Here is a 25,236-nt window from a genome sequence, read left to right on the forward strand (position 1 = left end):
TGGTTTCGATGGCAAATGTAGAGAAAAAAGCTTCTAAACCATAAAACTATAAATTATTCACTTATACTTATGTTCACATTTGTACCACCAATGCACAGAGTGAACATAAATACCACTTTATAACCAATAGTTACAGTCTAATTCATTTTTATTTCAGACATTTGTGACGTACACAATTCTTATACGCATGAAAATATTTACATTAACCCTGATACTATTATTCTCGACTATTACTTATGCACAGCAGAATGAGTTCATTTTCCATAATTTGGGAAGTAAACACGGGTTGACCTATAGCGCAGTCAGGGATATTGTACAAGACAACAATGGATATATCTGGATCGCTACTTTAAAAGGACTTAACCGATATGACGGATATAATATCAAGCAATTTTATAAATCAAAAGACGGATTATCATCTAATTGCATTGAACGCATACTCCTCATCGGCAAAGACTCCTTATTGTTGGGAACTAATGAAGGATTATGTTTGTATGATGCACAAAAAGAAAAGTTCTCATCGATTCCTTCCCCAGACAATAGCAATTTTTACGTGTCAGACATGGCCGAAAACGGAACAAAAGTTTTTATAGCTTCCACGGCAGGATTACATATCTACGACAAACGTTCACAAAACATAAACCGCTTATTTAAAGGCAGGCTCCTCAAAATTTCCCTTGACATCAATAGCAATATATGGGGAGTAACTCCAGATACAATTTATTGCTTTCGCAATAGTGGATATATTATAAGGAAGTATGCGGCTACAGAAGTATCGCCACAATATTCCATCCAATTTTCAGCTATTTACAGGGATTCACAAGGAACTATATGGCTGGGAACTACCGAAGATGGACTATACCGTTATAATAAAAGCCGGGAAACCTTTCTCCCTGTTACTCTCTCATCTCAAGATAGAAAAAAAATCCGTTATATACGTTGTCTGAAAGAAGACATGCGCGGAAATTTATGGATTGGGACAGAAAACGGCCTCTTCATTTACGACTATACGGATGATAGTTACAAACACTATCTGCAAGATTCCAATCTATCACAAACCGGATTGTCTGACAATGCCATATATTCCATCTATAAAAGCCGGGAGGAAATGATGTGGATCGGTTCTTTCTTTGGCGGAGTGAACTACACAAGCCTCATTGATAATAAATTCAGCTATATACTGCCTGACAATGGGAAACAAGCATTGAAAGGAAAAGCAATCAGCAATATCATAAGAGATAGTAAAGGTGCTTTATGGTTCGCATCTGAAGATAACGGTATCTCTATCATATATCCCGACCAAAATATACAGCACCTCAATAAATCAACCTTTCCTAAATTGAATGGAAACAATGTACATGCATTAATTGAAGATCCTTCAGGAAATATCTGGGCAGGAAATTTCGTAGACGGACTGCATAAAATAGATGGCAACCGGCATGTCCAGTCTTACAAGAACATAACAGGAGACAGTATCGGGCTGTCAGATAATTCAATATACAAACTATATATCCATAATAACGATTCAATGTTCATAGGGACTAGTTCCGGCATAGATATTTACCATTTCAAAGATGACAGGTTTACTCGCTTTCTCCCCCATATTTTTAAAACAATACGCGTAGATGATATTCTTCGGGATGCTCATAACTGTCTATGGTTCGCAACACACTTTGATGGAGTTTTCATGTATAATCCGGACACTCGAAAGATTACTCAATACCGGAAAGGAAAGAAAGGATGCGAAGAAATAATCAGTGATAATATTTATTGCAACTTTATGGATTCCAGAAAAAGAATATGGTTTGGCACAAGCAACGGAGGACTTATGTTATACAATCGCTCCAACAACAGTATGGAGATATACGGCAAGGACAATGAACTGAAACAAAGAGATATCTACTCCATACAAGAAGATTTGTCGGGGCTGTTATGGATGAGTACAGATAATGGCATTTACTGTTTCAATCCCGACAACAAAAGCTTTACTCACTATCTGGTAGCCGACAATCTTATCTCAAATCAATTTAACGCATGTTCAGGATATAGAGACACTGATGGTACTATTTACTTTGGAAGTATTAATGGAGTCTGCTTTTTCCATCCGGAAGAATTAAACCAAACTAACACTACACAAAATATTCATATCACTTTCTCCGAATTTAAAATTTTCAACAAGCATATACAACCGGATAAAAACGGAATATTAGAAAACAACATCGACAACACCTCTAATATTGATTTAAAACATGACATGAATACACTTACTTTTGATTTTCTAATCATTAACTATAATGATAATTATCAATCACAATATATCTGCGAGTATCGTCTGGAAGGTATAGAAGAGAATTGGAATATTGCACAACAAATGCCACAGTCCATTACTTATACACTTCCTCCGGGGAAATACAAGTTCCATGTACGGGTCATTCATAAGAACGGCTCAATCATTGAACAACGTGAAATAAATGTTCATATCCAGCCCCATTTTCTCGCTAGCAAATTCATGATAGCTGTTTATTTCATTATAGGTATCTGCATAGCATATATGATCATTCGTTTCTACAGGACACGTATGAAAGACAAAATGGATATCAAGATAGAACGAATGGAAAAGAATAACTTACGAGAGCTGAATAAACATAAACTTAATTTTTTCACTTTTATAACCCATGAATTCAAAACTCCCTTATCCATACTCATGGCTATATTCGAAGATATATCCATAGGAAAAGAAAAACAATTGGAAAAAGAGGAAATTAATATCATCAAACGGAATATCCAGCGACTTCAGTTTCTCATCAATCAGTTACTGGATTTCCGCTCTGTGGAAACAGACCATGCCAGTATAAAATATGTAAAAGCAGACATCATGGGTTATGGAAAGGTTATATTCGATTTGTTTACTCCTGTTTTCAAGCAAAAACAAATACGATATCTATACAAATCAAGTCCGGAAGCTTTTTATACGATTTTTGACCAAGACAAAATAGAAAAGATTATCAGCAATTTATTAAGCAATGCTTTTAAACACTCTGATGTCCAAAGTGAAATAAACTTTAGTATTGAAGTGGATAAAAACACGGAACGGCTCATTCTTTCATGCCAAAACACAAGTTCTTATATCCATCCCGAACAACGCGAAGCTGTTCTGCAACCGTTCCATAAAACAGGTTCAAAAGATACGAAATATTCCAATACCGGGATCGGATTGGCACTGGTAAACGGATTAGTACAATTATTATCGGGTACTATCGACATAGAAAGCAAACAAGAAACCGGAACTACTTTTATTATTCAATTACCGTTAGTAAAAGATACAAAAGACATGATTGTGCCGGACAAAATGCCAAATATTGTGAATTCACCTGATATTGTCGCCGACACAGTCTATTTGCTGGACAACTCTATACAAGAAGAAGACATTAATTATCAGGAAAAAGAAAAAAAGTTATCGATACTTCTAGTTGATGACAATCCGGATATTAACAAAATCCTAAAAAGTAAACTTTGTAAAATATATAAGGTTAAAAGCGCCTATAACGGACGTGAAGCAGTTGAGATTCTTAAAAATCACATTATCGACATAGTTATCAGCGATATTATGATGCCTTTTATGGATGGATATGATTTAAGTAAATATATAAAAACATCACATGAATATTCACATATACCGGTTATTCTAATCACGTCACAACCTTCTAAAGAGAATGAATTGCAAGGCTTATCAGCCGGTGCGGACGCATATATCGAAAAGCCTTTCACTTTCGACGAACTGAACTTGAGAATTACTAATCTGCTAAAAGCTAAAAATAATATCCGTGCACATTATCAGGATATGAAAATATTCGAACTTAATGAAAAACTGAATAATAAAGATGAGGAATTCATCAATACTCTAACTCAATATATCCTGGAACACATACAGGAATCTGATTTAAATGTCAACCATTTAGTAGAACACATGCAAATCAGTAGAACACATCTATACAATAAGCTCAAGAAACTGCTCAATTTAAGTATCACAGAGTTTATCAACAAAATAAAAATCGATGTTGCCAAGCTCAAAATTATTGAGACAAATCTTTCTTTTGCGGAAATCTCATGGCAACTGGGATTCAATAACCCAAGCTATTTCAGCAAAACATTCAAACGCTTTACAGGAATGACGCCAAACGAATTCAAGAATAACCGAAAAAGAAACACACCTATTGAATAATTATCGGTCAGGCACAATATAATTAACGAAACGTATATTTTATCAAAGAAAAACATAATGCCGACACTGAAATATAATAAAATTGCCCAACAAACTATCCTCATAAAAAAGGAGGCCGAGCCTATGTAAATATTACAGAACACACAAATACTTATCACACAAAGTTTTATTTCAATATTAATTATTTTATTAACGCACTTCTTCAAAATCGCTTGCACAGCAAATTCCGATACCATATCTTTGCAACGTGATCACAAAACAATAACTAGATTTACTAACGATTAAAACTATTAAGAATTATGGCACTGAAATATGTAGTCAAGAAAACAACCTTTGGCTTTGATAAGGAAAAAGCCGAAAAATATGTAGCAAGACCATTCAACGTGGTTACTGTTGATTTTAAAATGCTATGCGATCAGATAACAAAAGTAGGATTCGTTCCACGCGGTACTGTAAAATCAGTACTTGACGGATTGATAGATTCACTGATAACCTATATGGAAATCGGAGCTTCAGTAAGCCTTGGAGAATTCGGAACGTTTCGTCCATCTTTCGGGTGCAAAAGTCAGGATAATGAAAAAGAAGTGACTACGGACACATTAAAGAACCGTAAAATAATTTTCACTCCAGGAAGTATATTTAAAGGCATGATAAAATCAATAAGTATCCAGAAATTGGATAGTTCTAAAACCAATAGTCCTATCACCCCTGATGATGGAAAGGGAGACGATAAAGGAGAAGGAGGTGGTAGCGGGGAAGCACCGGATCCGGCAGCATAAGTAACGCAACATCATTATTTTTTTGAGACAAATCCGGTTTAAACTCGTTTAAGCCGGATTTGTTAATTTCTAAAATAGCTTGTTTTTCTCACAGAAAATCCCGATTATTGCAGCCTAATACTAATTGAAAGGGCTTCCATGAAAAGAGTCGATTCTGTTATATCTCTTATATATTCTCTATCAAAATCAGAAAAAAAACACTTCTCCTTGCAAGTCATCAAAGACAAGGAGGAAAAAGACTATCTGGTGATTTATGACATTATTACTAAGAGTAAACAGCCAAATGGGAATATAGTAAAAGAGGAGTTTTATAAACGCCGCCCCAATGGTTCTTTTGAAGTATCTATTCAATATCTATATGAAAAACTAGTAGATACTTTGCTCACTCTGCGCAAAAAGAAAGATGTTTATTATGATCTGCTGAACGATTTGTGCAAGGCTCGTATGCTATATGAACGTTCATTATTTGAAGAATGCTTCGAAATCTTATCCGATACAATAAAACAGGCGCAATTTTACGAAAACAATGAAATATTGACAATTGCACAAAAGTTAGAATTAGAATATTTGCTTCGACTAAACTTCCCCAACATGACGGAGCAGGAACTTTTCCATAAACATTTCATCCAAAACGAAGCACTAAAAAAGATCCGGAAAATCACAGAACAATCTTCTTTACACAATTTATTAAAATATCGTCTTTCGCACATTGGCGTCATCCGAACAGCTAAACAAAAACAAGACATGAATGACCTGATGGTCAACGAACTTTATATAGCAGCTTCCTCCGAAGCGGAAGGGAACTTTGAATTGACACGAAATCATAAACTTTTTCAAGCAAATTATTTAATGGGAGCAGGGGACTATAGAGCTGCCCTGAACTCTTACAAAGAACTGAACCGTCTATTTGAACAGAACCAACAATTCTGGTCAAACCCACCCATTTATTATTTATCCGTACTTGAAGGAGTACTCGGAAGTCTACGATCAGTAGGCAACTATGATGAGATGCCCTACTTTATTGAAAAATTAAAAGAATTGATAGCAGAAGACTCGTCACTTGAGTTCAAAGTGAATGCTACCTGCCTGCTCTTTCAATACGAACTGTTTCCTTATCTGGATAAAGGTGACTTCCTTAATTGTACAGAACTCATGAACCACTATCAGGATTCGCTCTACGACAAAGAAGCATGGTTAAGTCCCATACGTAAAAGTGAATTATTACTTTATACAACCCTCGTACATATTGGTAACCAAAACTATAAAGCAGCAAAGAAATATATAAGTAACGCTATCATCGACCACAATATTAAATATCTACCACTGATGAGAACTATTCGCTTGGTTCGCCTCATCGCCTATTACGAAACACAAGAATACGAACTGATCAGACACGAATCACGCTCCATCACCAGAAGTCTCTCCTCTCCTAAAGAGCAAACATTTAAAACCGAACGAATTATTCTATGGTTCCTGAATAAAAGGAATCTCCCTATTCTGCTTAAAGACCGGGAAGCTTTTTGGGAAAAGCTATCCCCGGAAATACAAGAATTATATAATGATAAATACGAAAACCAACTTTTACGCCTCTTCGATTTTACAGCATGGATAGAATCAAAAATCCGGAAAGAGAAACTGTCAGAAGTCCTTAGATGGCATACAAAGACTAAAGAACTTTAAAATAGAAGGTTATTAATGCCTTTTATCATCACAAAAAAGCTGTATTCAAATTCATTTTTTCTCTTTGTAATTATATAAATAGACTTTATATATTTATCCTATCATTCCTTGCTATTCAAATAAAAGATCACATTATATCACTTTTGAAATTATATAAACCAATTATTAATGTAGAAAACGATGCATTATTATTTCTTTCATTTGTATCGTCTTAATTTTTAATACCATGGAAACTGTATCTATTCATAAACCCAAAGTAGTAGTGATTGGAAGTTGCAACACTGACATGGTTGTAAAAGCCAACAGACTACCAGTACCAGGCGAAACCGTCTTAGGCGGAACATTTTATATGAACCCCGGCGGCAAAGGAGCCAACCAAGCTATCGCTGCATCCCGACTAGGAGCAGAAGTTACTTTCATCTCCAAAATCGGATATGACTTATTCGGATTACAAGCTTTGGAAATATATAAATCAGAAAAGATAAACACTGAATTTATCTTCACTGATCAAAAGAGCCCATCAGGCGTAGCACTTATTTCTGTTGATTCTTTCGGAGAAAACAGTATTATTGTTGCACCAGGTGCAAGCCGCTCTCTCTCAATAGAGGACATCAATAAAGCGGAAGAGAAAATCAGGGAAGCGGATATCATACTTATGCAACTTGAAGTTCCGATAGAAACTGCAGAGTATGCAGCTACTATCGCCAATAAGTACAACAAAAAGGTAATACTCAATCCTGCGCCTGCATCTACCTTGAGCAACGCATTTCTTAGAAACATACACACCATACTTCCTAACCGAATTGAAGCCGAAATGCTATCCGGAATTAAGGTCATGGATATAGAAAGCGCCCATCGAGCCGCCAAAACGATAGGGGACAAAGGTATAGAAAATGTTGTCATCACATTAGGTAAAGATGGTGCTTATGTAAAGGAAAAAGATAAATATGCAATGATTCCCGCTAAACAAGTAGAGACAATAGACACTACCGGAGCCGGAGATGTATTCTGCGGTGCATTTAGTGTTTGTCTATCCGAAAAGCATTCATTGACAGAAGCTGTCGAATTTGCCAACGCAGCAGCGGCAATTGCCGTTACCCGTATTGGTGCACAGAGTGCCATCCCTTATAAAATGGAAGTTACTTTATAAAACATAAAAGACCTAGGTTAAATATAAATCTGATTCACATGAAAGTAGTAGTTATTGGAAGCTCAAACATCGACATGGTTGCCCAAGTCAACCATTTACCGGCACCCGGCGAAACTGTCGGCGATGCCTCTTTTATGCAATCCCTTGGAGGAAAAGGAGCAAACCAGGCCGTGGCTGCAGCGCGACTGGGAGGTTCCGTCATTTTTGTCACTTCATTAGGGAATGATATGTATGCCGATATACTCAAAAAGAATTTTGAAAAAGAAGGAATCACTACGGATTACATCATCAATGATAACCAGCATCCTACAGGAACAGCATTAATCTTTGTAGCAGATAGTGGGGAAAATTGTATAGCCGTAGCTCCGGGAGCAAACTACTCTTTATCTCCCGAATCAATCAATCACTTTTCCAAAGTAATTGATGAGACGGAAATAGTAGTAATGCAAGCCGAGATTCCTTACAATACAATTAAGAGTATTGCCCTATTAGCACAACAAAAAGGTAAAAAGGTTTTGTTTAATCCCGCACCTGCCTGTCTGATTGATGCAGAGCTGATGAAAGCTATTGATATTTTGGTAGTCAACGAAGTAGAAGCAGCTTTTGTATCAGGTATCAAACATACAGGAGACAATCTGGAAGAAATTGCCGAAGCATTGATTACGGCAGGTGCACAAAATGTTGTGATAACACTGGGAAGCCATGGCGTATATATGAAAAACGCTTATACAAGCGGCAGGCTTCCCAGTTACAAAGTGAATGCTATTGACACAATTGCGGCAGGCGATACATTCTGTGGTGCTTTGGCTGTAATGTGCGCTCAAAAAGAGATAGATATTGAAGCCCTCAAATTTGCTAATGCAGCGGCGGCAATTGCCGTCACTCGTTCAGGGGCTCAACCATCCATCCCTACTCTCGAAGAAGTGAACCACTTCATCCTAAAAAACGAATTACCTTATCGCTCAACTTCTAAATTTAATGAACATGAAAACCTACTCGAACCGACGATTCATTCTATCAGGTAGAAATCTTCTGTCAGCAACTGACGGTATAAGACATAGACTTATACTGTTACTTAGCTGTCTATTCATCTTCTCAATGAATATACATGCGCAAAACACTGTATCAGGTACTGTTAAAGATGGTAATGGGGAACCCCTACTCGGAGTTTCCGTTATCGTTAAACATGGAAAAACAACTACGGGAACCGTCACAGACCTCAATGGACATTATCAAGTGAAAGCAGAACCGAACGCTACTATTGAGTTCAGCTTTATTGGATTCAAATCAGTAACAGTACCGGCCAATCAGAAAATGATTAATGTGACCCTACATGACGATAATCAATTGCTGGATGAGGTAGTCGTTGTCGGCTATGGAACTCAAAAGAAGGTTAATTTGACAGGAGCCGTTAGTCAGGTCACAGCCGAAATACTGGAAAACCGCTCCACATCTTCCGTTACGCAAATGTTGCAAGGAGCTATGCCAAACGTCAACATTCAGGTAAATACCGGTAGCCCCGGAGCAGGCGGAACAATCTCCATTCGTGGAATGGGTTCCGTGAATTCCAGTTCTCCTCTTATTCTGGTAGACGGTATTCCCGGTAGTATAGATCAACTGAATCCGAATGATATAGAATCTATCTCCGTTCTTAAAGACGCTTCTTCAGCAGCCATTTATGGTGCGCGTGCAGCATTCGGCGTAGTCTTAGTTACCACTAAGAAAGCAAAATCCGGAAAAGCAAAAGTTTCTTATGATGGTTATTTCTCTTGGTCGAAGCCGACAGTCTCCACCGACTTTGTTACTTCGGGATATGACCACGCTTATATTTACGATACTTCATACATGGGACAAAAGGGGTTCATGGGAGCTGCTACCGGATATACAGAAGAAGATTATAAAGAGCTGGAAGCACGTCGGTATGATACAACAGAGCATCCGGATCGTCCCTGGGTAGTTACAACAACAGAAAGTGATGGCAGACAAAAATACAACTACTATGCCAATTTCGACTGGTGGAACTGGATGTATAAAGAAAGAATGCCATCCCAATCTCACAATGTCAGCATCTCCGGGGGCACCGACAAAATCCAATATTATGTATCCGCAAATTTCTATTCAAAGGATGGTATGATGAAACGGGTAGACGAGAAATATACGCAATACACTTTAACTTCGAAATTCAATGCAGAAATCAAATCATGGCTGAGAATTGGAAACCAGACGAACTATTTTGACAGCTCGCACACTTATCCTGGTGAAAATGCTGCCAATGCAGCTTTTGCCAGAACCATGATCAACTGTGCACCTTACTATGTACCCATCGGACCGGATGGCAACTATACCGGTTTGATGAAAAATGGAAAAGTCATCAACGAAGGTCGTGTAGCAGATATATATGGAGGCGTCTCCAAAGGGAATGTAGGAAAAAGACGTTTCCGAAATACATTCTCTGTTGAAATTACTCCCATCAAGAATTTATCCATAAACGCTGATTATACATTCGGATTCACGATGGATGATAACTGGAAACGCCAGGGATTAGTATATATCTCTAACGGGTATGCCAACGAAACGCAGTTAAGCACCACTTCCACTCACAAAAAAGACTATATACAGAAATCAATGTCTTATGACCCTTCACATGTATTCAATGCATACGCTACCTACGGTAACACTTTTGCAAAAGTTCATAACGTATCGGCAACAATAGGTATGAACTACGAAAAACAGCAAACACACGATTTACTTGGCTACCGGACAGATGTATTATCTGAAACATTGAATGATTTGAATCTGGCAACAGGAACAGGCGCATCAGACCTCAAAGCTACAGGAGGTGCATCCGCTTACGAACTATTCGGCCTTTTTTTCAGAGCCAATTATAATTATAAGGAACGCTATTTATTAGAAGTAAACGGAAGATATGACGGTTCTTCCAGATTCCTCTCCGGAAACAGATATGGTTTCTTTCCCTCCGTATCTGCAGGATGGAGAATAAGCGAAGAGCAATTTATGAAAGACCTAAACATCTTCGATAACCTGAAGATAAGAGCTTCATATGGTGTCCTCGGTAATCAATTGGGAGTAAGCATGTATCCCTATTCTACAATTACCCAAAAACAGTCTTCTTATATTGTTGGTAATTCGCTTGCCTATTACTTGACTACCCCCGCTCCCGTAGCAGGTGACTACACGTGGGAAAAAGTAGGCACCCTTAACATGGGTATAGATATCAGCGTATTGAATAACAGATTAAACTTCAGCGGAGACTATTTTATCAGAAAAACATCAGATATGTTCGTTGACGGTATTACACTTCCTGCTGTTTATGGCGCGAATCCTCCCCGACAAAATGCCGGAGAAATGAAAACAAAAGGGTATGAAATAACCGTAACCTGGCGTGACAATTTCAAATTGGCTGGAAAACCACTGAATTATGAGGTTTTCGGTTCTTTGGGTGATGCTACCTCTGAAATTACTAAATATCAAGGAAATGACACGAATATCTTAACTGATTATTACGTAGGAAAGAAAATCGGAGAAATTTGGGGTTATAAAACCGGTGGATTATTCCAATCGGATGAAGAAGCAACTGAATGGACAAGTAAGATAGACCAGTCGGCAGTAAACAGGGATATTTTAAAGAGCCAGGGAAAATGGTCTGTTGCTCGTGGAGGAGACGTAAAATTCCTCGACAAGGATGGTAATAATATTATCAACAATGGAGCAAATACACTTGACGATCATGGCGACCTTGAAGTTATCGGCAATGAAACACCACGTTATAATTATGGGTTTGGAGCAAATATCAACTGGTATGGGTTTGACTTTTCTATCTCATTCCAGGGTATTGGAAAAAGAGATTTGTATCCGAACAAAGAAATGGAAAAATTCTGGGGTTCATGGGGGCGTGTCAACAGCGCTTTCCTTCCCAAGGGAATTGCCGAACAAGCATGGTCGGAAGAAAACAAAGGTGCATACTTCCCTCGCCTCGAACGTGGTAGTGCAGCATACAATGATGATGGACAGATGCAAGTTGTCAACGATAGATACTTACAAAATCTGGCATATCTGCGTTTGAAAAATCTCTCGATAGGTTATACACTGCCGAGTAAACTTACAACTAAAGCAGGAATCGAACGATTAAGAATCTATTTCGCTGGTGAAAACCTATGTTATTGGTCACCTTTCAAGACTGACTATATAGATCCAGAACAAGCGATGTCTGCCAACGATGCACGTATTTATCCGTTCTCTAAAACGGTGTCCATTGGTGTAAACCTGACATTCTAAATTCCCCAAACTAAACATCTATTAAGTATGAAAACAACAACGATTATAAAGAAAGCCTTTTTGATAAGTTCATTATCGCTTTCGTTTTGCGCTTGTGATTTAGATCAGTTACCGCAAGATCAAATGACTCCGGAGAACTCTCTGAAGAATGAAACGGAACTTAAGTTATACATCAACGGACTTCTGCCCATGCTGTCAGGAGCATCCAATGTAGATAATGGAGCCAGCGTAGCCGCCGGAAGAATGATGGAAAAGACTGACGACGTGATATGGCCCACACTTCCCGATTATATGACTGGCAAAAGAAGCTCAACGCAATCAGCCGGAAGCTGGGACTGGGACAATCTGCGAAAGATTAACATCTTCCTAAAATATTCTGTAAACTGTCCGGATGAGACTATACGTGAAAAATACAATGCAATGGCCTACTATCTGAGAGCACAGTTTTACTATGACAAACTGAAGACATTCGGTGGAGTGCCTTGGTACGATACTGTACTCGAAGATAATAGTCCGGAATTGTACAAACCGCGTGACTCTCGCGAAACGATTGCGAACAAGATTCTGGAAGATTTGGATAAAGCCATAAAAAACGGTGTGGAAACCAAAAGTCTGAATGAGATAACCAAATGGACTGCATTGGCTCTGAAGAGTCGTTTCTGCTTATTCGAAGGAACGTTCAGAAAATACCATAACATAGAAGGAGCAGAGGATTTTCTGAAAGAATGTGTATCGGCTTCTGAGGCACTAATGACTTCGGGGAAATACACTATTGACAAAGGAGAAGGAACGGATGTTGCTTACAGAGATTTATTTGCACAACCTGTTACAAACAATGCCAGTGACGTAGAAGTTATAACCGCCTATGCTTATAGCATTTCATTAGGCGTAAAACATAACACCAACTATTCTATCATTAACGCCAGTGGAAACCAGATTGGACTTAGTAAAGCATTCATGGATTCTTATCTGATGAATGATGGTAGCCGTTTTACAGACAGACCAGGCTATGAGACTATGATTTTTGGTGAAGAATTTGAAAACAGAGATCCACGTATGTTTCAGACAGTCAGATGTCCCGGTTACGCCCGCATTGGCAAGACCCATGATGTAAATAGGCTCTATGAGGCCATGCAAATCTCCGCCACTGGATACATGCCGATTAAGTATATACAATCTGGCGATTATGATAAACAGACCAGCAACGAAAATGATATCATCCTGTATCGTTATGCAGAAGTTCTGTTGAATTATGCCGAAGCAAAAGCCGAGTTAGGTACGCTTATCCAGACAGACTTGGATCAAAGTATCAAACTAATACGGGATCGTATCGGGATGCCGAATATGAATATGGCAGCTGCAAATGCTAACCCGGACCCAGTGTTGGCAGTACAGTATCCACTTGTATCAGGAAATAACAAAGGAGTAATTCTTGAAATCCGAAGAGAACGCAGAGTTGAAATGGTTATGGAAAATCTGCGTTATGATGATCTGATGCGTTGGAAAGCCGGCCATTTATTTACCGAACAATTCAGGGGAGTTTATTTTTCAACAGTCACCGCTCCTTCTACCAAGTATGATTTGGATAAACCGGCATATACAGTTAGAAACGCCAACTTTTACATTTATATAGGTGAACGTCCCGCCAATCTTACCGAAAAGAACTCAATCGGGCTAAATGTAGGTATCTTCTTGAGCAATGGCAATTCTGGTAATAAAGTACTCAATACAGATAAAGTAAAAACCTGGAATGAGGAACGTGACTACCTGGCTCCGCTACCAAGTTCCGCCCTTGTTATCAATCCGAATCTAAAACAAAATCCGCATTGGGACAGTCCTTCAGATTAACTAATCTATAAAAAAATAGCAAATAAATGAAACGACGTGATTTTATAAAAAACGCAAGTCTAGCATTATCTGCTGCATTTGTACCTAATATAGCATTCCCCTCTTTCTTAAGGGGGGGGGCTCCTCTAAACAATGTTCTGTACAACGGTGTCGCATTACCTGACGTTTGGCCTCCCAGAAATATTGGCATGAATTACGATCCTATGCCAACGCCTTATTTAATCAACCGACCGGAAATCATTCCAATCGACCTAGGAAGACAACTTTTGGTTGACAATTTCCTGATTGAACAGACAGATATGGAACGCAGGTCATATACACCACGTAAAATGAGTTTCAATCCGGTACTCAAACCGGAGACAGAATTGGAACAGGGTATTTACGGCATTCCCGGAGCCAGTGCCAAAGATGGTGGTGTATGGTGGGATCCGAAAGAGCAACTCTTCAAAATGTGGTATGAAGCTGGCTGGTTACACAGAATGGCCTACGCTACAAGTAAAGACGGAATATATTGGGAGCGTCCCAATCTTGATATAGTGCCGGGCACTAATCAGATTGTACCGGAAATCGTAGCAGACTCATCTACTGTGTGGCTGGATCATTTTACCCAAAATGATGAAGAGCGTTTCAAAATGTTCCTACGCTCTCCTAATTCTATTCCCGGTTCCACAGAACGCTTTAATTATGGATTCAGTATGGTTTCTCCAGATGGAATTCACTGGGGTAAACCAGTCAAAACCGGACCATGTGGAGACCGGAGCACCATGTTCTACAATCCTTTCCGCCAAAAATGGGTATACAGCCTCCGGAATCCGGAAAATATAAACCGTGTACCTATCGGACGCTTCCGCTATTACCATGAACATTCCAATTTCCTGGAAGGAGCGAAATGGACAAAAGAAGACCTTATTTTTTGGTTGGGAGCAGACTATCTGGATGATCCGGATCCATATATCGGTGATAAAGCACAACTATATAACTTGTCCGCAGTACCTTATGAAAGCATTATGCTGTCATTACCTCAAATACACCTGGGACCATCTAACGAAAGATGTAGAGAAGCCGGAGTCCCTAAAATAACCGAGTTAAAAGTTGCTTACAGCCGCGACGGTTTCCACTGGGATCGTACCGACCGGCATACCTTTATTCCCGCTGAACGAAAAGAAGGTTCATGGGACAGAGGATATGTACAATCCGTGGGAGGATTATGCGCAATTGTGGGGGATCAACTCTGGTTCTACTATATAGGATTCGAGGGAAACAGGAAAAAGAAAAGTTCGGTTTACGAAAAGAACGGAATGCATGCCAATGGAAGTACCGGCATAGCTGTATTACGCAGAGACGGCTTCGTATCTTATTCCACTTCAAAGGAAAAAAGTACATTATTAACCCGTCCAGTAACATTCACTGGCGAATACCTGTTCGTAAATGTAAATTGTCCAAACGGAGAGTTAAAAGTGGAGGTGTTAGATACTGACAATAATGTAATTCCAGGGTTCTCCGCAGGTGACTGTAAGCCTCTCTCAATAGACAGCACGATTGCACAAATAAAATGGAAAAACAAAAAGGATCTGTCTATTTTAAAAAACCAACCAGTCCGATTCAAATTTTATTTAGCCAACGGTGATTTGTATTCATTCTGGGTAAGTCCCGATATAGAAGGTGCCAGTAACGGATACAACGCAGCAGGAGGTCCGGGTTTTAGCGGAGGTATAGACATTGAAGGCAAAAAGGCCTATAAAAAAGCTGAAAATTTCCCTAACCTGTTAGAAAGATGTTAAAACAATTAATAAATAAAATAATATAAATAACGATGGATAAAAAATTATTTGAAGGCGTGATTACCCCAATGGTGACCCCCCTTATTGACAGAGAGAATATTGATATTAAAGGTTTGGAAAAATTGCTGGATCATTTGATAAATGGCGGAGTCAGTGGAATTTTTCTTATGGGTACTACTGGTGAAGGAACAAGTATTTCTCTTCGAATGAGAAAGGAACTCATTAAATATTCAGTAGCATATGTAAATGGCCGTGTACCTGTATTTGCCAGCATTGCTGATTGTTGTATTGAAGAAAGTCTGAATATGGCATGTTATGCAAAAGAATGTGGAGTCAGCTATTTAGTATCCGCACTACCTTTTTATCTGGGATTAACTCAAAAAGAAATAGTCGACTATTACACGACGATTGCCGACAATGTATCCCTGCCTCTGTTCTTATACAACATTCCGGCACAAACTAAATTAATGATTTCCGTAGAAGCAATCAAGACATTGGCTAAGCACCCGAACATCATCGGAATAAAAGATAGTTCTGGTAACGGTACTTACTTCAATACGCTACTTGCGGAAGTGAAAGCTGAACATTCTGATTTTACCATTCTCGTAGGACCAGATGAAATGTTGGCTTCTACAATGGCATTAGGTGGCAATGGAGGTGTAAACTCCGGTTCCAATCTATTCCCTGAACTTTATGTCAACTTGTTCAAAGCGTGTAAAGCTAAAGATGCGGAAAAAATATTCAATTTACAGAAGCTAGTAATGAAAGTTTCTACCAAGATTTACTCGGTTGACAAATCAAGCGTGTCTTTCCTCAAAGGGTTAAAAGCCGCATTATTTACAGAAGGCCTAATAACCGATTACATCTGCGAACCCCTACAAAAAGTAAATGACACTGACCTGGAAATAATCAGAAAAAATGTAGCGGAATTGAAGAAACTAATTATTCAGGCATTATGAAAACAACCAGCAAATTAATCACTTTATTAATGATCATTACTATGACTTGTTCCTGTGGAAACCCTAAAAAGAAAGCTGAAACTATCACTTCTGACACTGATTCTACAGAAGTAGACTGGAAATATGGTTGGCCGATAGTTGCCAGTCCGACACTCGACATGAATGCTTTAAAGAAACATCAAGCCCAATACCCTGAAAGATGGAAAGCTACATTCGAGTATCTGAAAAGTACAGAATTAAGTAAATTAACTCCTGGTGAATATGAAATTATAGGGCGAGACATATATGCCATTGTTAGTGAATATGCTCCTAAAGAAGAAACAGAATGTAACTTTGAAGCACATCGCAAATATATCGATCTCCAATACCTGATCAATGGAAAAGAGAAAATGGGAGTAACAACATTGGATAAAGTAGTCCCTGTTTGCGAATATGACGAGAAAAAGGATATTGTTTTCTTCAAACCCGATGCACCGGCCATATATGAAGTGGCAACTCCCGGTTTTTTTTATGTTTTCTTCCCTAAAGATGCTCACCGTCCCAGTATAAAAGAGGAAGATGGGATGATTGTGAAGAAAATAGTTATTAAAATCAAAATATAGATATGCTGAAAGATAAGAAATTTTATCCATGGATGGTAGTAGGGATGCTCGTCGTAGTGTCTCTACTCAACTATTTAGATAGACAGATGCTAGCTACGATGCGGCCGTTCATCATGGTAGATATCAAAGAGCTGGAATCTATCACTAATTTCGGACGACTGATGGCTATATTCCTCTGGGTATATGCTATTATGAGCCCCATATCAGGAATGATTGCAGACCGCTTGAACCGTAAATGGCTGATTGTCGTCAGTTTATTCGTATGGTCTACCGTCACTCTTATGATGGGATATGTGCATGATATTAACCACCTGTATATATTAAGAGCATTAATGGGTGTTAGCGAAGCATTTTACATACCTGCCGCTTTATCTCTCACAGCCGACTACCACCAAGGGAAAACAAGATCTATTGCTATCGGCGCACTGACTTCCGGTATTTATTTAGGGCAAGCTATCGGTGGCTTCGGAGCTACAGTAGCCGCTCACACTTCCTGGCAATTTACTTTCCACTCTTTTGGGATGGTCGGTATCATTTATAGTTTTGTGCTTATCGCACTGCTGCATGAGAAAAAAACTTATGTAGTAAATACAGAACAAAGGAGAAGTATAAAGGAAAATCTTTCAATGACCTTCAAAGGATTGGCAGTATTGTTTAGTAATATTGCATTTTGGGTAATGCTATATTATTTTGCGGCACTTAATCTCCCTGGATGGACCACCAAAAATTGGTTGCCGACAATGGTCTCCGATACATTAAATATGGATATGGAGTTTGCTGGTCCGCTTTCTACCACAACTTTGGCCCTTTCTTCTTTTGTCGGGGTATTCCTCGGAGGTTTTATCTCCGATAGATGGGTACAGAAGAATATCAAAGGAAGAGTTTACACCAGTGCCACCGGATTGTCACTGATTGTTCCCGCTCTTTTAATGATGGTTTACGGAAACAATATTATATTTATTGTTGCAGGAGCCATACTCTTCGGACTTGGCTTCGGTATGTATGATACCAATAATATGCCTATTCTTTGCCAGTTCATCCCTTCCCGATATCGCGCTACTGGTTACGGACTCATGAATTTTGTTGGAATAGCCGCCGGAGCCATTATCACAAACGAGCTAGGCAAAGCGTTCGAAGCTAATTATAAGGATCTTGTCTTTTTGATAATGATCTTCTCTGTATGTCTGTCCATATTCCTTCAGTTAAAAGTGCTAAACCCAAAAACTACGGATATGACCGATGAACTAATGACCAAGTCAAAAAATAAATAAAAAACGTAAACTGAACGATTATGAAGTATACATACTCACTTATTAGGTCAATAAAACCATATGTAAACATTATCATGTTTTTACTGTGTTTGGTATCTTATAGTTGCGGCGGTTCAGATGATGGTATATCCGGTCCCCCCGGAAAATTCCGGAACTGATCCGGCCCCCGACCCTGATGACCCGTCAGACGATTGGAGAACTCTCTACAATGGAATCATTCTGCCCTCTGTATGGCCACCAAAAGATATAAATATCAGTTCATATGAACCGATGAAGGTTCCCTATCTACAGACGCCTCCGGAAGTAATTCCCATTGATGTAGGCCGTCAGTTATTTTTTGATAATTTCCTGATAGACAACACCGATCTGGTACGCAAATTCTATAAGCCCAAGAAATACGCACAGAATCCTATACTAAAGCCAGAAACAACTTTGGAGACATCAAATATTCCTGGTGCTTCTGCCAAAGATGGCGGAGTATGGTGGGAACCCAGAGAACAGATCTTCAAAATGTGGTATGAAGCCGGATGGCTCAACAAAATGGCTTATGCAACAAGTAATGATGGTGTCAACTGGGTACGTCCAGATTTGAATAACGGTTCGAATGAGCTATTGACATTGTCCAGATTCCCCGCAAATTCATGTGCTGTCGTATTGGATTATGAGGCATCCGACAATGAAAGATATAAGATGTTTTTACGTTCACCAAACGCTAATGCAACAGATAATGCTGGTTACTGCATGATATCTTCGAATGGAAAACAATGGAGCTGGTTCACAAAAACAGGTCCTTGTGGTGACAGAAGTACAATGTTCTACAATCCTTTCCGTAAAAAATGGGTGTTCAGCATACGAACTCTAGGTGTGCTAGGCAATTCTCCTCATGGAAGAGCCAGATATTATCGGGAACATTCTGATTTTCTGACTGGAGCAGTCTGGACTAAAGCAGATGTAGTATTCTGGTGTAATGCGGATAATAAAGACACTCCAGATCCGGAATTCAATCTACCACCCGAACTTTATAATTTGAATGCTGTAGGTTATGAAAGTATTATGCTGGGGTTGCACCAAATTTTATTGGACGAGAATGAAATTGCCAAAGCTGCCAACAGACCGAAAATCACAGAATTAAAAGTTTCTTTCAGCCGTGACGGCTTCCATTGGGACAGACCTTACAGAGAGGCATTTATTCCTGCTACCCGAGTACCTGGCAGTTGGGATCGTGGATATGTACAATCGGTAGGTGGTATTTGTACAGTAGTAGGGGATCAATTAAGGTTCTACTACATCGGATTTAAAGGTGGAGACCCCTCAAGCTATATGCATTCAAATGGTGCCACCGGCATGGCTATTCTACGCAGAGATGGATTTGCTTCCATGTCTACAACGGGAGAAGGCAGCCTTACGACTCGTCCTGTCACATTTACTGGTAAATATTTGTTCGTCAATGTCGATTGTTCGTCCGGTGAACTTAAAGTTGAGATTCTGGATAAAAATAATAAGGTTATTGATGATCTTTCAGCAGATAAATGTAAAGCCGTTAGTATAGATTCTACTATTCAACAAATAGAATGGAATGGAAGCAGTGACTTATCTTCATTGGTTGGTCAAGAAGTAAAGTTCAGATTCAAACTTAAAAATGGTGATTTATATGCATTTTGGGTAAGCCCGAGTACCAATGGCGAAAGTAATGGATATGTAGCCGGTGGTGGTCCCGGATATATCAGCAATAAGGATACAGAAGGAAAAAAAGCATATGAACAAGCAAGTGGTCTCCAAAAATTCTAATTAATGTAATAGAAACATTTAAAGAAACTGCAGGACAAATCATCAATCTGATCTCAATCCTACATGAAAAAGCCACAGGAAAACAATCAATAACCCTGTGGCTTTTATCTTATGTGACCTAATTCATATTCAAACTGTCATATCCAACAAAGTTTCTCCCTTCGTATTCAATACTTTTATTCTTAACACCTCTTTTTTCTTTTCCAGAATTATCACCGTAGCACTGTCCATCTTATATCCTCCACCAATAATAACCGGATAATTATTACCCAGTTCCCCTCTTGGATGGTAAGCGTATTTATGAGTATGTGCGTTCAGGCTGATATTGAAAGGTGCTTTTTCTAATAATTTAGTCCAAAGATTCGCACAGAGATTCTTTTCATAATTACCGTAAAGCGGAATATGATGAATAAGGACACGTTTCTTTGCTTTCTTGAATTCTTTGGCAGACAGTTCTTTTTTCAGAAAATCAACCTGTTCATTACGCAATTGAGTAAAATCGTTCAAGCCATAATATACCCAATGGTCGTCCGGTTTATCTTCTCCACAATCCAACATGACGATACGGGTGTCTCCCCAGTTAAAAGAGGCATAAGTTTTATCTCCCACATAATCAAAATGGTCACGCAAACCGATAGAATAGGCATTGCGGATTTCATGGTTGCCACGCATAAAGAAAGTCGGCATGCGATCGCCACACACTCCTTCGGTCAGTTCACTGATAAATGTGGTTGCCTGCTCGTGATCCACAGGATCATCCACACAGTCACCATTGAAAACAACAAAATCATATTTAACATCCTGTATTTGTTTACACAGAGTACGGAAAGTATTGGCATGTTGATGCAAATCATTAAAAACAATAGCGGTAAAAGACTCTGTATCAGCAACAGGAAGAGTAAATTCACTGAAGGTCGATTGTGCAGTATTTCCAAATACCTTTTTATATGCCTGATAAAGCAACATCTCTTGCGAACACACACGATAATAATATTTCTGTCCGGGCTGTAAGCCATCTATACGTATTTTATGCAGCTTGTTATTGCAGACCACCTGACCGTCAACAATCATACGCGCACGTTCCAGCCGGGTAGTATCTGTGCCATATTCCACCCAGCAATAAGAAGGAACGGTTGTTTCCCACATCACAGTAATGCCATTACCCACAGGATTCTGCAAATAAGGTTTAGTACGGAATATCTTGTCTGCCTTTTCAGCAGTACGCAATTCCACAAGTATGGGACGATGGTCGGAAGCCATTGGTTCATTAACTACTCTCGCAGATATGACAGCAAATCCGGTAGCGTTTTGCTTTGATGCGGCAATATAATCAATGGTTTCTTTTGGGGCGGGAGCAGGATAAGTATGCTTTTCCGGATTGGAGAGTATTTGAAAATCCTTTTGCAATTCTTTGATGAAATCGGATTCAGGTTCAGCATTCATATCCCCGGCTAGAAAAAGAGGCTTTTTATAGGAAGCAATCAATGACTTCACTATTTCCAAAGATTTCATACGGTCTTCTTCCGTTAATGACAGATGAGTACAACAATAAATATAATCCTCAAATTCTGCCAGAATCAAGGTGCGGGCCTCTTCTCTACCAGGTAAAGGGATAGTTTGTAAACGTAGCGGAACTTGCTTTGTCAACAGTCCGATTCCATATTTACCTCCTTCAAACTCTATAGCAGGTGCAAAACAGGCATGCATCTGTGTACGTTCAGCTATTTCACCCAGCACATATTTCTGTCTGCTCCGACGGGTCATACTGTCTACCTCTTGTATAGCCACAACATCAGGAGAAGCATTATTTATCACATTGGCTACCCGTTGAAAACTACAAATATCATCCATGCCGTTCGCATTTTTAATATTATAAGTCATCAGTCTCAATGTATGTTGAGCCTGTACTGGAAAAATAAATAGGATGACGGAAATGAGTAAAAAGATCTTTTTCATGTTCTTCATTTTTGGGGGTTATGTTAAGTTTCCCCAAAGGTAAGAAAAAAATAAAAAGCCACAAAGATATGGATTCATACCTTTGCGGCCTCTTATTGTTAAGAATAACTTTTCTCTAAATGGGGGGATGAGAATAAAGCTATATTATTTACAAGGTCGATTTATTATCTTATTATTTCTTTTGCCACTTTGCGGTAGTATCCCACATTTGCGGATCTACGCTATTAAAGTGCCAAAAACCGATTTGAGAGATTCCCAGTTCATCAGCTAGTTCAAGTAGCGCTTCCGTACTTCTGGCATCACTTGCATAAAACAGATGCCGATTACCATCAGTGCCATCATACAGATACATGTTTACCTTTTCATAACATAACCAGGTAGGAGAAGGCAAAATTCCATTTATACTGTCAGGCACAGATTGATAAACCTGCCTTCCTTTGATGCCGCCAGTTACAGCATAATCATTTGCATAAGCAGGTAGCGCCATCACTAATTTATCATTTGGAATATGTTTCATCCAGAAAAGCATCGCCTCTCTAGTCCATAGATAATTAGACGTAGGCCCAATGCCCATACAATCATCCCTATGTTTGAGCTCGGGCTTATCTATCCCAGGTGCAAAATACATATCGTAACACATCACTCTAACTAAGTCGCAAGTAGTATTCAAAACTGCCGGATCGTGAAACATCTTAGTTTCGTTATCCTGATACAAAGCCGGATAAAAACTAACGCAATGGCTTAATTTCTTTCCAACAGCATGGAGTTCTTTTGAAGCCAGTTTCAGGAATTCGGTATATGCATCCTGAATATCAGGGTTCAAATGTTCGAGATCAAGATCTATTCCATCATATCCGTTTGCATTGCAATCACTTACATACTTCTCAACAAGCGCCTTTCTTTTCTGTGGCGTATCAATCGTTTCTTCATTCCCACCTACAGCCTGATATACTTCGATATGATTCTGATGACATTCATCGATAAATGATTTCGGAGGATTCCCGAAAACGCTAATGGAACTAATAATCTCTTTCACTGGCTCTATATCCTTAAAAGAGCTTCCATCTATATAGACATACCAAGGAGCTACTTTCTTCTCCTGGGTGGTGGAAGAGAGTGTTTCCTGCTTGCAGGAAACACTCGTCATTACCAACATTACACAGCATATAGCTGTTCCAATTATACTTAAATACCTCATTGAATGTAAAGTAAACTGTTATTCTTCATCATAATTATACTTCTTATATTCTATATAGTCATATTTGACTGTATATGTCTTTGCAGTAGGCTTATCTCCTTGCCAGCCACCTCCATCAGCAAAGGTCATCATTGAGAATCCAAATTTAAACTGTGCCGGAGTATACCAAGTAGTAAATGTTTTCGCCACTTCACCATCTATAATCCATGCCGCCCAATATGCACCATCTGCATTAAGTCTAAGGTCAATAGTCAAAGTGTGTTTACCCGGATCAATAGGTACACCGTAAACTCCCATAGCTTCCGTATAACAACGTACCAGCATCTGACCAGGAACAGGAGGAACCGTACAAGCCGCACGATCATTTTCAGTACCCGAGAAAACAAACATAGAGAATGACCTTTCTTCAGCGTTAGTTGCAGCGATATTACCACCTGCCAACCACTTTTCACCTACTCCTACCAAAGGAACATCTATTTCCCATGTATATTTTCCAGCTCCCACTTCCGGACCATAAACGAAGTTATTCCCGTTAGATAGATTCAAACTTCCATCCGCAATCGTTCCTCCATTGTTAGTCCATCCAACAGGAACAAAACCAGCTTCCTCAAAGTCCCACTTCACTGTTGTTCCCTCTGGTTCGGGAGGAAGTTGACCTTCGATAATCGGCTTCATTGAATAATCATAAGGAACATATTCAAGATAATCAAATAAGGCATAATTTTCTTGAGTTGCCGCATGATCGCCCATACCATAAAGATTCTCGACACTAGATATAGCACGGAAATAAGCCTCTTCACCATAATCTAATTGTGCCCTCTTTAAAACTTTACCATCAACCGACCACTCCGCCAGATATTTCTTATTTTCTAACTTCAAATCCAATACAAACGTATGCCAAGCATCCCCCTTAATAGGCGTGAATTCAGAGAAAAAAGGATTAGCCTGACTCGTCACAAGGCACAGCATATCATCTGGTCCGGCACTATGTGCTGCACGGTCTGCAGCCGTACCGGAACAAATTTCAAAATCCAATTCATGCCCATCGTCAAAATATAAAAATGCTCCAATACTAGCCCGGTCATTCATTCCGAATTTAGGGACATATACCCTCCATTCATAACGACCTGATCCGAATTGCGTTGTTGTCTGCACCTTGAAACGGTCCCCATTAGTACCTTCATACTCTTCACCTGCCCGGGTATAGATTCTTAACGCTTTTCCATCTTCACATTCGTCATTATCTACGATAGTGATCGGATTGATCCCTGCCACAAGCCCCGTCTTTTGCAATCCAGTAAAGTCACCATAATTATAAATGGTTCCTTTATAGCCATCCTGAATAACTGTGATGGTTCGAAGTTCAGCACCTTTCGCCGCTATGGTCAAGGTTGCACTACGTTTTGGGCCGTTATTCTTATCAGCAGCAATTGTTAGCGTACCATTACCAGTTCCTTTCAAAGGAGAAACAGTAAGCCAATTACCACCTGCCTGATCCACTGCTACTTCCCAAGCTGCTTCTGACGTAATATCTACAGTCTGAACTTCAGTAGAGGAGACTCCGAATGTCAAAGCATTTGTGGAGATTCCGCATGCAACAATCTCTGTTTTCTCTTTGAAGCTATCGCCGCATGATACTAAAGAGGCATTACATAATACACCTATTGCTAAATATAAATATCTTAGTTTCATAATGATTGTTTTTA

Annotated in this window: 15 protein-coding genes; 12 read left to right on the forward strand and 3 right to left on the reverse strand. The window is 39.1% G+C overall.

Going from position 1 to position 25,236, the window contains the following annotated elements; all coding sequences use genetic code 11:
* Positions 1-187 precede the first annotated feature (187 nt).
* From HMPREF9010_RS23125 to HMPREF9010_RS23070, 12 genes are all read left to right on the forward strand, one after another.
* Entirely contained in the window at positions 188-4,222 is a 4,035-nt protein-coding gene (locus HMPREF9010_RS23125; protein WP_008646421.1) for a two-component regulator propeller domain-containing protein, read from the forward strand.
* Positions 4,223-4,521: 299 nt separating this feature from the next.
* Positions 4,522-5,001 (forward strand): DsbA family protein, encoded by a 480-nt coding sequence (locus HMPREF9010_RS23120; protein WP_008646424.1) that lies wholly within the window; start codon positions 4,522-4,524, stop codon positions 4,999-5,001.
* Positions 5,002-5,139: 138 nt separating this feature from the next.
* The gene (locus HMPREF9010_RS23115; protein WP_008646429.1) at positions 5,140-6,681 is read left to right on the forward strand and encodes a hypothetical protein; all 1,542 of its coding nucleotides are present in this window, start codon (positions 5,140-5,142) and stop codon (positions 6,679-6,681) included.
* 226 nt (positions 6,682-6,907) lie between these two features.
* Positions 6,908-7,831 carry a ribokinase gene (gene rbsK, locus HMPREF9010_RS23110; protein ID WP_008646431.1) on the forward strand — a complete coding sequence of 308 codons (924 nt, stop codon included), beginning with the start codon at positions 6,908-6,910 and terminating at the stop codon, positions 7,829-7,831.
* Between the two features lie 38 nt (positions 7,832-7,869).
* Complete coding sequence (gene rbsK, locus HMPREF9010_RS23105; RefSeq protein WP_008646433.1) at positions 7,870-8,856, forward strand: ribokinase; 987 nt, start codon at positions 7,870-7,872, stop codon at positions 8,854-8,856.
* Between the two features lie 73 nt (positions 8,857-8,929).
* Positions 8,930-12,127 carry a SusC/RagA family TonB-linked outer membrane protein gene (locus tag HMPREF9010_RS23100; RefSeq protein WP_232284303.1) on the forward strand — a complete coding sequence of 1,066 codons (3,198 nt, stop codon included), beginning with the start codon at positions 8,930-8,932 and terminating at the stop codon, positions 12,125-12,127.
* A gap of 27 nt (positions 12,128-12,154) precedes the next feature.
* Complete coding sequence (locus HMPREF9010_RS23095; protein WP_050428246.1) at positions 12,155-13,975, forward strand: RagB/SusD family nutrient uptake outer membrane protein; 1,821 nt, start codon at positions 12,155-12,157, stop codon at positions 13,973-13,975.
* 26 nt (positions 13,976-14,001) lie between these two features.
* Positions 14,002-15,756 (forward strand): glycosyl hydrolase family 32, encoded by a 1,755-nt coding sequence (locus HMPREF9010_RS23090; RefSeq protein WP_008646436.1) that lies wholly within the window; start codon positions 14,002-14,004, stop codon positions 15,754-15,756.
* A 32-nt stretch (positions 15,757-15,788) separates the two neighbouring features.
* Entirely contained in the window at positions 15,789-16,715 is a 927-nt protein-coding gene (locus HMPREF9010_RS23085; protein ID WP_008646437.1) for a dihydrodipicolinate synthase family protein, read from the forward strand.
* Positions 16,712-17,317: a YhcH/YjgK/YiaL family protein gene (locus HMPREF9010_RS23080; protein WP_008646441.1), complete on the forward strand. Its 606-nt coding sequence runs from the start codon at positions 16,712-16,714 to the stop codon at positions 17,315-17,317. Before HMPREF9010_RS23085 ends, HMPREF9010_RS23080 begins: the two co-directional genes overlap by 4 nt.
* Before the next feature lie 2 nt (positions 17,318-17,319).
* Positions 17,320-18,588, forward strand: coding sequence for an MFS transporter (locus tag HMPREF9010_RS23075; RefSeq protein ID WP_008646442.1), 1,269 nt, complete (start codon positions 17,320-17,322; stop codon positions 18,586-18,588).
* Positions 18,589-18,705: 117 nt separating this feature from the next.
* Positions 18,706-20,376, forward strand: coding sequence for a glycosyl hydrolase family 32 (locus HMPREF9010_RS23070; RefSeq protein WP_008646447.1), 1,671 nt, complete (start codon positions 18,706-18,708; stop codon positions 20,374-20,376).
* 129 nt (positions 20,377-20,505) lie between these two features.
* Here the strand turns inward: HMPREF9010_RS23070 and HMPREF9010_RS23065 are convergent, their stop codons facing one another.
* The 3 genes from HMPREF9010_RS23065 to HMPREF9010_RS23055 form a co-directional block, all read right to left on the reverse strand.
* Positions 20,506-22,332 carry an endonuclease/exonuclease/phosphatase family protein gene (locus HMPREF9010_RS23065; protein ID WP_032852403.1) on the reverse strand — a complete coding sequence of 609 codons (1,827 nt, stop codon included), beginning with the start codon at positions 22,330-22,332 and terminating at the stop codon, positions 20,506-20,508.
* 172 nt (positions 22,333-22,504) lie between these two features.
* The gene (locus HMPREF9010_RS23060; protein WP_008646450.1) at positions 22,505-23,488 is read right to left on the reverse strand and encodes a glycosyl hydrolase family 18 protein; all 984 of its coding nucleotides are present in this window, start codon (positions 23,486-23,488) and stop codon (positions 22,505-22,507) included.
* 60 nt (positions 23,489-23,548) lie between these two features.
* The gene (locus tag HMPREF9010_RS23055; protein WP_008646451.1) at positions 23,549-25,222 is read right to left on the reverse strand and encodes a BACON domain-containing protein; all 1,674 of its coding nucleotides are present in this window, start codon (positions 25,220-25,222) and stop codon (positions 23,549-23,551) included.
* Between the last annotated feature and the right edge of the window lie 14 nt (positions 25,223-25,236).

The organism is Bacteroides sp. 3_1_23, from assembly GCF_000162555.1.
GTDB lineage: Bacteria > Bacteroidota > Bacteroidia > Bacteroidales > Bacteroidaceae > Bacteroides > Bacteroides ovatus.